Raw genomic sequence first — 10447 nt, 5'->3', positions numbered from 1 at the left:
TCGGTCAAGGTTTCCCCCATTGCCGAAAATTCCCTACTGCTGCCTCCCGTAGGAGTTTGGGCCGTTCTCAGTCCCAATGTGGCCGGTAGACCTCTCAGTCCGGCTACGCATCATTGTCTTGGTAGGCCTTTACCCCACCAACTAACTAATGCGCCGCAGACCCCTCCTCACTCGATAAATCTTTAAACGATCCAAGATTCCTCAGTTCGTCCTATCCAGTATTAGCTCCAGTTTCCCGAAGTTATCCTCGAAGTAAGGGTAGGTTATCTACGTGTTACTCACCCGTTCGCCACTCCCTAGTATTGCTACTAGAGCGTTCGACTTGCATGTATTAGGCACGCCGCCAGCGTTCATCCTGAGCCAGGATCAAACTCTCCATTAATTTGTTTTTGTTTGATTTTAGCTCTTATTTGTTTTTTGCTTCTTTGTTCATCATCATTCAGTTTTCAAAGACTTTTTGCATTGCACTGATTAGTGCGCTTTCTCATTCTAACACCATTAAAGAACCATGTCAACTATAATCTTAATTAAAATTAATCATGGTATAAAATTGTGTGTTAAGAATGGTGGGGAGGGACAGATTCGAACTGCCGAACCCTGAGGGAACAGATTTACAGTCTGCCGCGTTTAGCCACTTCGCTACCTCCCCGCATTGTGCATGCCTAATTATTCTATCGTAAGACAATTAAAAATGCAACTACTTTTTGTTACTTTTTTATTTAATTTAGTTTAAATAGAAAAGTCTAATATATATCTATATATATAAATAACAAAATTCAAAGGTTTTTTCAAGGAAATTATTTAATTATGCGCTTATTTAACTCAAAACGCATCATAATAATCTCTCTTTTGCATCCACAACATTCTAATTTGATGTCTGCTCCGACTCTTAAAATCTTCCAATCTTTAGATCCACAGACGTGTGGTTTTTTAGTTTTAACAATTTCACCAACAGTATAAGTTCTTTCCACGACCTTCATCCTTAGAGTGGTTTTTTAATCATTTTAGAATATTCTCTTGGGTAGCCAGAAATATGGGATTTTTTTTGCAATAAGATGTTTGCTCTAAAGCCATTTGCTTCTGGTAAATCAAATGTTTCAATTTTATCAACTTCACAGTTTAAAGTCTTTATTGCATTTTTGGCAAGTTCAAGTTCTTCTTGATATCTTGAACCTTTTGGTGCAATGAAGTAGCCATTTGTTTTAAGCATCGGTACACCAAACTCTAAAATCATTTGTAAATCACCTAAAGCACGTGCAGTAACTAAATCAAACTTCATTTGGTTCTTTTTAGCATATACTTCTGCTCTTTCGTGTATCACTTCAAAATCTAACTTAAGTGTTTCTTTTAAAGCGTTTAAGAATTGAACTCTTTTAATTTGGCTTTCGACAATTGTTAACTTTAAATGTGGGTAAATAATTAATAATGGTACACCTGGAAAGCCTGCACCAGAACCCATGTCACAAAGACTTGTTACTTGATTAAAGTCAATGAGTTCACCTAAGAGGCAAGAATCAAGGAAGTGTTTGACATAAACTTCATTCGCTTCCGTGATTCTTGTAAGGTTTGTATGTTTGTTATATTCAATTAGTAAGTCTTTATATTGTGAAAACTTTGTTGCAATTACATCTTTAGCAACAGATGTTTTCTTGATCATGTCAATATATGTATTAAGCATAGCGGTTTTCTAAGTAAATCATTAAAACAGAAATATCTGATGGATTTACACCTAAAATTCTTGTTGCTTGTCCTAAGGTTTCAGGACGTACTTTGTTTAATTTTTCTCTTGCTTCATTTGAGATATTTTTAATTTCTGCATAGTTTATATCATTTGGAATATGACGACCTTCGAAACGTGTGAGTTTTTCAGCTTCACGTTCAGCCTTTTCAATATAACCTTGATATTTAATATGAATATCTACTTGTTCGTATGTTTCTTCTGATTCATCAACTTGTAAGAAGTGTTTTAAAGTTTCAGTACCAAGTTCAGGACGTTTTAATAAATCATATAACATCACGCCTTCATAAATTGGTGCAGATGCCATCTTATTTAAGTAAGCTAAGTTTTCATCGGTTGGATTAATTCTTAATTGTTTTGCTTGTTGAATTAATCTTTGGATGGTTTCTTTCTTATGTGTGAACTTTTGATATTGTGCATCACTTACAAGTCCAATTTGATAACCATATTCACGAAGACGTAAGTCTGCGTTGTCATGTCTTAAAAGTAAGCGATGTTCTGCACGTGATGTTAATAAACGATAAGGTTCATATGTACCTTTTGTAATTAAGTCATCAATTAAGACACCAATATATGCTTCATTTCGTTTTAAGACTAATGGTTCTTTACCTTGAACCTTAAGTCCTGCATTAATACCTGCCATTAAACCTTGGCAAGCTGCTTCTTCATAACCGGATGTACCGTTAATTTGACCAGCACAGAATAAATTCTTAATCACTTTTGTTTCAAGTGAACGATAAAGTTGAGATGGATTAATTGCATCATACTCAATTGCGTATGCGTAACGTACAATACGTGCGTTTTGCATACCAGGTAATGATTTAATCATCTTTTCTTGAACGTGTTTTGGCATGGATGTTGAAAAACCTTGCACATAAATTTCATCTAAACTTAAACTTTCAGGTTCTAAGAAGATTTGATGACGTTCTTTGTCAGCGAATCTTACAAATTTATCTTCAATTGAAGGACAATATCTTGGACCAACACCTTCAACAACGCCACCATACATCGCACTATCATCTAAGTGATTAAAAATAATCTCTTTTGTCTCAGGTGATGTGTGAATTAAATAACAATCTTCTTGGTAACCAAGTGATGTTATTGGTGAATCGTATGAGAATGTTTGGAATTTAGTATCCCCAGGTTGTGGTTGAGCAACACTATAGTCAATTGAATCTTTTGCAATTCTAGGTGGTGTACCAGTTTTTAATCTGATAATTTCAAAACCTAGATCTTTTAATTGACCTGAAATACCATAAGTTGTTTTTTCACCATGAGGGCCAGATGGTGTTTTATCATGTCCAATTAAGATTTGAGATGCAAGATAAGTTCCTGTTGTAATAATAACAGTTTTACCTTTAATTTCTCTACCATCTTCTAAGACAACACCTTTAGCTTCACCATCTTCAACAATGAGGTGATCAACCAAACCTTCAAGAAGTGTTAAGTTCTCTTGGTTTTGAAGTGCTTTTCTCATGATTTTTGGATACTCTAATTTATCAATTTGCGCGCGTAACGCACGTACGGCAGGACCTTTTGAAGAATTTAACATCTTCATTTGGATTTGACCAAGGTCTGCTGCCTTAGCCATTTCGCCACCAAGCGCATCAATTTCTCTTACAACAATTCCTTTTGCTGGACCACCAATCGATGGATTGCAAGGCAAAGTGGCAACCTTTTCTAGGTTACCTGTAATTAAAATGGTATTTAATTTCATTCTCGCCATTGCAAGAGCTGCTTCTACACCTGCATGCCCTGCACCGACAATGATGCCATCATATGTCATTGTTTACTACCTTATTTCTTTTAAATTTCTAAGAATTTAGCTGCTACTTTTTCTTTTGTAAAGCCAAAGACTTCAACAACCTTATTTACAGATGTTGAGACACCAAATGTATCAATACCGTAAACATGTGGTGTAAATCTAAACCAAGAATATGAAGAACCCATTTCAACCGCAAGTGTCTTCACACCTTTTGGTAAGATTGATTCTTGATAGGATGCTGGTTGATTTAGGAAGTTAAAGTGTGAAGGCATCGATACAACGCGTATATCTAAACCTTTCTCTTTTAAGATTTTCTTAGCTTCAACAGCAAGGTGTACTTCACTACCTGCTGCAAGTAAGATACCATCTAATTTCTTTTCTTCTTTGTCAACAATGTATGCCCCTTTATAAACACCTTCTTTTGAAGTTGTTCCTAAATTTACAACATTTTGACGTGTGGTAATTAATGCAGTTGGTGTTTTAGTTGATGTAAAGGCAATTTCTACAGCTGCCTTTGTTTCTTCACCATCTGCTGGTCTAATTACATTTAAATTAGGGATTGATCTTAAACCAATCAGTTGTTCAATTGGTTCATGGGTTGGTCCGTCTTCACCGACTGCAACTGAGTCATGTGAGAAGACAAAGACTGAAGGTAAGTGCATCATTGCTGCTAGACGCACTGGTGGTTTCATATAGTCTGAGAAGACAAAGAATGCACCACTGAATGCTTTAAGTCCACCGTGAAGATTTATACCATTCACAACAGAACCCATCGCATGTTCTCTGACACCAAAGTTGATGTTTCTACCAAGTGGATTTTCTTTTAAGAAGTTTCCATCAGCACCTTTTGCTTTGGTTGAAGATGTTAAGTCTGCTGACCCGCCTATAATATTTAAATTCTTAGCACTTAAAATGTCAAAAGCTTTGCCCATCATATTACGTGTTGCATCTTTTGAACCAGCTTCGTAGACTAATTGTGATAAATCTGCGTTAATTTCACCTTTTAAGAAGGTTTCAAATTGTTTTGCAAGTTCTGGATATTTAATCTTATATGCTGCAAACATACCCTTCCAGAAGTTGTAAGTTTTTTTACCTCGGTTATAAACTTTTGATTTATAAAGTTTGTAAACTTCTTCATCAACTTCAAATGGTTGGTAAGGATAACCTAAATAATTTGCAAAGTACGCACGTTCTTCTTCACCAATTGCTGCACCGTGAACTTTGTGGGTTCCTGCAATTCTTGTACCTTTACCAATAATTGTTTTAACTTCAATAATCGTTGGTTTATCTAATACTTTCTTAGCTTTCTTGATAGCTTGATCGACTGCTTTAATATCATCGCCATCAGAAACTTTTAAGTAATGCCAATTTTGTGCTTCAAACTTTTTCTTAACATCTTCAGTCACAGCATATTTCGTTGGACCGTCAAGTTGAATATCGTTTGAATCGTATAAGACAATCAGTTTACCTAAACCTAAGTGTCCAGCAAGTGAAATAGCTTCTAATGCAACACCTTCTTGAAGGTCACCGTCACCACATAAAACAAATGTATAGTGATCTACGATTGGAAAACCTTCCTGATTAAATCTTGCTGCAAGATGTTTTTCAGCAATTGCCATACCTACAGCATTTGAAATACCTTGTCCAAGTGGTCCTGAGGTTGTTTCAACACCATCTGTTAGACCATATTCAGGGTGCCCTGGTGTAATACCTGGGTAATCTCTAAATTTTTTAATATCTTCAATTGTAATTTTGTATCCTGATAAATGATTTAATCCATAAAGTAACATGGAACCATGACCAGCAGATAAAATAAAGCGGTCGCGGTTAATCCAATGTGATTCTTTAGGATAAACGTTTAAATGTTTTGTAAATAATGTATGTGCCATTGGTGCTGCCCCTATTACAATACCAGGGTGGCCCGAGTTTGCTTTATTTATGGCATCAACACCTAACATGCGTAGGGTATTAATTGCTAATAAATCTTTACTCATTGTTGTTTCCATCTTCATTATTTTCACTCTCAATTTGTTCAACTTCAGCTTCTGCTTCTTCATCAGCTGCTGGTTGGAAATATTGTTTGTAGTAAGCTTCTTGTCCATCTAAGATTTCTTGGAATGCATTTTCTCCAATCGTTTGACGGATTAAGTTTGTTGCAGTTCTATTTTCTTCTTCAACTAATTTCTTTAATTTCTTTTGTTGAAGTGATCCAGTTGCAAAAATTGCGATGAATAAAACAATTGTTGAATATAAGAATAAGTCATTCACCATATCTGGAACAAGTGCTTGTAAAACATAAGCTAAGATCATTAAGAGGACGAAAAGCCCTGCATTTATTAACATGTAGAAGTTTGATAATTTCTTTTGAGCACCGTAGATTTTGTTTGTAAAATCTAACCAAATATCATTCACTTCATTTTGGTATAAACCTTTAACTGCTTCATAGTAGCCCTTATCAACAAATAGACGGTAATTCACGCCATCTGAGGTCCATACTGAGAAACGACCACGACGTGCAAATACTGCATAGTCTGGACGGTCATCTAAATAATACATTTCTAATTTTGCACCACGGTAGTCTTCCACTCTAAATGGTTCACCGACTGCTTTATTGTAATCTTTTGGTAACATTTTCATAATCGTTTTCCTCCGAAATCCTATTAGGGTCTAATATCAATTATATCATAAGGATATAATATGCATCTTTGTTAATAAAACATCTCCATAGGGTATCCTCACCCACACATCAGGTGACTTATGGCTGCTCCACTCAAGGCCTGACCAGGTTCGTTCCTTAATGTTGAATGAGAATACCCTATAGAGATGTTCTATTTTTGTTCTCTTAATTTTTTGAAAAAATCTTTAAGTATTGCAGCACATTCTTCTTCAAGGATACCACCTTGATAGTGAATTTGATGATTAAAGCGATTATCAAGCAATTTCACGACACTTTCAACTGCACCAGCTTTAGGGTCTTTTGCTCCATAATATACTTTTTCAATTCTTGACTGAATCATTGCTCCAGCACACATACTGCATGGTTCTAGTGTAACATAAACTGTACATTTTTCAAGACGCCAACTACCAATTTTTTTAGATGCCTTCTGCATTGCAGATAATTCAGCATGATTTGTAAAATCTTGTTTACTTTCACGCAAATTATGTGCTCTTGCAATTATTTTATCTTCATAGACGATAACAGCACCAACGGGAACTTCGTCTTTAAGATATGCCTTTTCAGCTTCTTTTAAGGCTTCTCTCATGAAGTATATATGTTTATCTTCCATTACTTTTTATTTAAAACCTCATGTGCATGTCGACTTCTTGGTTCGTATGCTTCTGATGCACCAACAACAATAATCGGATCATCATAACTTGCAGGATGTCCATCAATAATTCTTTGTGTGCGTGTTGCAGGTTGACCAGTTTTTACACAAATTGCTGTGAGTTTTGTAACAAACTCAGCAATGGCTAAGAGTTCTGGCATCGGACCAAAAGGTTCACCTTTGAAATCACGGTCAAGTCCACCAACAATGACACGAATACCACGGTCAGCTAGTTGATCTGCAATTTTTACAATGCCCTTATCTAAGAATTGTGCTTCATCAATAATGACAGCATCTACATTCGGTAGTAGTTTTTCTAGGATATCACTAGAATTTTCAATTAAAATTGCATTTTCAGTTAAAAGGTTATGACTAACAATCTCACCTTTAGTTGAATATCTATTATCAATCACTGGTTTAAAAACTTGATAAACTTGTTTCGCGTAGCGAAGACGTCTTGCTCTACGAATCAATTCTTCTGTTTTACCTGCAAACATCGGTCCACAAACCACTTCAATAAAGCCGTTTTTATATGAATGATACATGTACTAACCCCCGTTTTGAAATCATTATATCAAAAAGCGAGATTAATATCTCGCTTTATGTGTTTTATTTTTTAGATTTTTCTAAACGTTTGTTGAACTTATCAACTTGACCAGCTTGAGCGATGAATGATTGTTCACCTGTGTAGAATGGATGTGTATCTGAAGTTACTTCTAAACGAATAACTGGATATGTTTTACCATCTTTTTCATATACTGCTGTATCTTTTGCGTTGATTGATGATTCAATTAAAAACTGTCTTTTTGTTTGAGCATCTTCGAAGATGACTAATCTAGTTTTTGGATGAATATCTTGTTTCATAGTATTTCTCCTTCCGCCATGAGCCAAATTCACTCATAGTAAGTTTCGCCTACTCATTATATCAAATGATATATTAATATGCAATGCTTAATTGATAAGTTTTAAATTATCCCTTAATTTCTATAATTTAGTACGATTTTACCTTAGCTACATGAGAGAAATTCTTTAAGAATCGATCCGCAATGATGCCAGTTAAAATTCCAGCTGGCACACTAATTAATAGCATGATTGGTAAATATAGAATCAAAAGTTCTGTTTCTACTAAATACATACCGACAAGAATTTGTCCAATAGTATGGGTAATTGCACCTAAAACAGATACTGTTACAGTGTGTAGTTTGAACCATTGTTTTAAGATTCCCATCGTAAGAATCGAAAGAATCGATCCACCTAAACCCATCCAAAATGTTAATGTGAATGAGCGATATAAAAGTGCAACAATTAATACTCTCAGTAAAGTGACAAGTGTTGCTTCTCTAAATCGATACATGTAAAGCACGATAACAGTCACGATATTAGCAAAGCCGATCTTAGCACCAGGTACTGGAATAATATTAATTTGCATTTCTATAACATTTAAAACGATAGCAACGGCAGTTAACATAGATAATGTTGTAATCATTCTGGTATTTTTCATACAGCACCATCCAACCCTGTATCAACTTCTTTTTCAAATTTAATATAAACTGCATTAGGAAGCGATATGACAGGTAATCCTTTCCCGTTGTACCAACTGCGACCAACACCAATTTGTTTAGGTGTTTCATCACGTTCAATTCGAATACTTGATGTATCCCAATCAATTTCTATAAATACTTCAGTCCGATTGCCATCAATTTCATATGCACCTAAAACGACATAGGCTAAGTCGCCACCTTCACCTTCAACAGGTGTTGTTGTTTTAGGATATTCTGGGTGTTCTTTTTGAGGGAATGTTTTAACTTGTTTTGTTTTAAAATCAACCTCTATCACAACTTGAGAGCCTTGATATACTTTACCAATATTGCCATCTTGCGTGGTGAAAAATGTCACCCAAACAAAGATGATGCTAAAGATAATTAATAAACCTCCAATTATGATAAAGTCTTGTTTTTTCATATTATTTTGGTTCGTATCCTGACGACATAAAGTATGGTGTGACGGTACCATCTAAATTAAATGTTGCAACTTGAATGTCTTTACCTTCAACGAAATTTTCAATTTCTTCAGGGCTCATACAAAATAACGCAGTAGAATATGCATCAAGTAAACCACCATCAACACCAATTAGAGTAATAGTGTAAAAGTTATTTGACGGTCTTCTTGTTTTTGGTGAAATAATGTGGTGATACCAATTGCCTTCTAGATCTTCCACATATTGAAGATAACTGCCTGATGTTGTAATGTTTTGGTTTTGACCACTGTAATATGCAAAACCATAACCTTGATAAGGCATTAATGGGTTTAACAATTCAAATACATAGTTACCATCTTGTGTTCTAGGGTTGTCTTTACCAAAATCGATTGAAGATGATCCACCATTAATAATGTATTGTGTAATACCTTCTGATTCTATATATTCAACCACTTTTTGTACAGCATAGCCTTTTGCTATCGCTCCCAAATCTAATTTAGCACCTTTTTTAAGGGTGACATAGTATTTTCCAGCTTCTTCATTAAGTAAGACTGGATTTTCAGGCAAGATAATCGCATCAACTGCTTCATATGTTTCTTGAAGTTCTGCTTCTGACACTTTACCTGTTTTTTGATTATTCTTTATAACTTCTTTCCAAATATCAATAATTTCACCCATAGCAATATCAAAATAGCCATTGGTTTCTTCTTGTACTTGTAAGCCAAGTTCTAAAATATTATAAAGTTCTTTTTCAATTTCAACGGTCGCTTCACCGTCAGATGCTGCTGCTTGATTGTTAATATAAGTGATATTATTTACACCAGACTTTAATTTAAAGTTATCTGTTAAATCGTGATAAAAATATAGAATTTCTTCAACATTCTCCATGATTTCTTCTTTTCTCTCTGGCTCTACATACATCGTTACAGAAATTGTTGTTGACATCGCACCAACACCAAAGAACACACGTTCCTTTGAAGGATCATTATGTTGTGGTGTTGATTCTAAACATGCAGTAAGCACGAGAGTGATTAAAATAGATAAAATTATAAGCCAGGTTTTTTTCATAAGACTCCTATGATTAGAAGATACCACCAAGTCCTGTAAGTACTAAGATAATTAAACCAAGTACGATCAACACAATTGGTAATCCTTTAAATGATTTAATCATTGGTGCAACTCTCATTCTTGAAATATTCATTGTTAATAAAATTGTTAGTGCCATAAATCCAAGTAGTGAACCTACAGTTTCTAAAAATGCAAGTTCAAATGATACTGAATTTAATCCTAAAAGTCCAACAAGAATAACAACTGAATTTAGGATGATTGTCTCACCTTTTGGTAATTCAAATTTAAGTTTTGAAACTAAGATTTGATATAACTCATTCAAGATTATCATTAAGATGACTAGAACGAAAATATTTAAATACGTTGCTCCAAGTGGTAATAATACCACATTGTAGATTAAGTAATCAATTAAGAAGACTAAAAGAGAGGCTATTGAAACAACTGATGTTGTCTTTAAAACTGGTTTCACTCTAAATTCATCTTTGGTTAAATTTTCTAAACCAATACCTTGAGTTAGGATATTAGAAAGGATCGCTGCAGCAAGCACGCTAGATAAAAGTGCGAAGATCATA

At 34.7% G+C, this 10447-nt stretch carries 12 protein-coding genes, 1 tRNA gene, 1 rRNA gene and 1 other RNA gene; all 15 read right to left on the bottom strand.

Features of this window, described 5'->3' with window-relative positions; genetic code table 11:
• Positions 1-382: ribosomal RNA gene (locus tag JV173_RS06195) — 16S ribosomal RNA — on the bottom strand; the annotation flags it as partial.
• A 182-nt stretch (positions 383-564) separates the two neighbouring features.
• A tRNA-Tyr gene (locus tag JV173_RS06190) sits at positions 565-649 on the bottom strand.
• A gap of 148 nt (positions 650-797) precedes the next feature.
• Entirely contained in the window at positions 798-971 is a 174-nt protein-coding gene (locus JV173_RS06185) for a DUF951 domain-containing protein (RefSeq protein ID WP_307836869.1), read from the bottom strand.
• Between the two features lie 11 nt (positions 972-982).
• The gene (gene rsmG, locus JV173_RS06180; protein WP_205735421.1) at positions 983-1678 is read right to left on the bottom strand and encodes a 16S rRNA (guanine(527)-N(7))-methyltransferase RsmG; all 696 of its coding nucleotides are present in this window, start codon (positions 1676-1678) and stop codon (positions 983-985) included.
• The gene (mnmG, locus tag JV173_RS06175) at positions 1671-3524 is read right to left on the bottom strand and encodes a tRNA uridine-5-carboxymethylaminomethyl(34) synthesis enzyme MnmG (RefSeq protein WP_205735420.1); all 1854 of its coding nucleotides are present in this window, start codon (positions 3522-3524) and stop codon (positions 1671-1673) included. Before mnmG ends, rsmG begins: the two co-directional genes overlap by 8 nt.
• Positions 3525-3544: 20 nt before the next feature.
• Positions 3545-5509 carry a transketolase gene (tkt, locus tag JV173_RS06170; protein WP_372433667.1) on the bottom strand — a complete coding sequence of 655 codons (1965 nt, stop codon included), beginning with the start codon at positions 5507-5509 and terminating at the stop codon, positions 3545-3547.
• Positions 5490-6140 carry a hypothetical protein gene (locus JV173_RS06165; protein WP_205735419.1) on the bottom strand — a complete coding sequence of 217 codons (651 nt, stop codon included), beginning with the start codon at positions 6138-6140 and terminating at the stop codon, positions 5490-5492. Before JV173_RS06165 ends, tkt begins: the two co-directional genes overlap by 20 nt.
• A gap of 86 nt (positions 6141-6226) precedes the next feature.
• An RNA gene (gene ffs / locus JV173_RS06160) (signal recognition particle sRNA small type) lies at positions 6227-6320 on the bottom strand.
• Between the two features lie 11 nt (positions 6321-6331).
• Complete coding sequence (gene tadA, locus JV173_RS06155; RefSeq protein WP_205735418.1) at positions 6332-6790, bottom strand: tRNA adenosine(34) deaminase TadA; 459 nt, start codon at positions 6788-6790, stop codon at positions 6332-6334.
• Positions 6790-7374 carry a thymidine kinase gene (locus tag JV173_RS06150; RefSeq protein WP_205735417.1) on the bottom strand — a complete coding sequence of 195 codons (585 nt, stop codon included), beginning with the start codon at positions 7372-7374 and terminating at the stop codon, positions 6790-6792. The genes tadA and JV173_RS06150 overlap by 1 nt, the downstream gene beginning before the upstream one ends.
• Before the next feature lie 64 nt (positions 7375-7438).
• Complete coding sequence (locus JV173_RS06145; RefSeq protein ID WP_205735416.1) at positions 7439-7693, bottom strand: type B 50S ribosomal protein L31; 255 nt, start codon at positions 7691-7693, stop codon at positions 7439-7441.
• Positions 7694-7820: 127 nt separating this feature from the next.
• Positions 7821-8330, bottom strand: a complete 510-nt coding sequence (locus JV173_RS06140) for a Gx transporter family protein (RefSeq protein ID WP_205735415.1) — start codon at positions 8328-8330, stop codon at positions 7821-7823.
• The gene (locus JV173_RS06135; protein ID WP_205735414.1) at positions 8327-8791 is read right to left on the bottom strand and encodes a NusG domain II-containing protein; all 465 of its coding nucleotides are present in this window, start codon (positions 8789-8791) and stop codon (positions 8327-8329) included. The genes JV173_RS06140 and JV173_RS06135 overlap by 4 nt, the downstream gene beginning before the upstream one ends.
• 1 nt (position 8792) lies before the next feature.
• Positions 8793-9875, bottom strand: a complete 1083-nt coding sequence (locus tag JV173_RS06130; RefSeq protein WP_205735413.1) for an FAD:protein FMN transferase — start codon at positions 9873-9875, stop codon at positions 8793-8795.
• Between the two features lie 13 nt (positions 9876-9888).
• Positions 9889-10446 (bottom strand): hypothetical protein, encoded by a 558-nt coding sequence (locus tag JV173_RS06125; protein ID WP_205735412.1) that lies wholly within the window; start codon positions 10444-10446, stop codon positions 9889-9891.
• Between the last annotated feature and the right edge of the window lies 1 nt (position 10447).

This window comes from Acholeplasma equirhinis (assembly GCF_017052655.1).
GTDB lineage: Bacteria > Bacillota_I > Bacilli_A > Acholeplasmatales > Acholeplasmataceae > Acholeplasma > Acholeplasma equirhinis.
The sequence above is the reverse complement of the archived record's forward strand: the minus strand, read 5'-3'. Positions and strand labels throughout refer to the sequence as shown.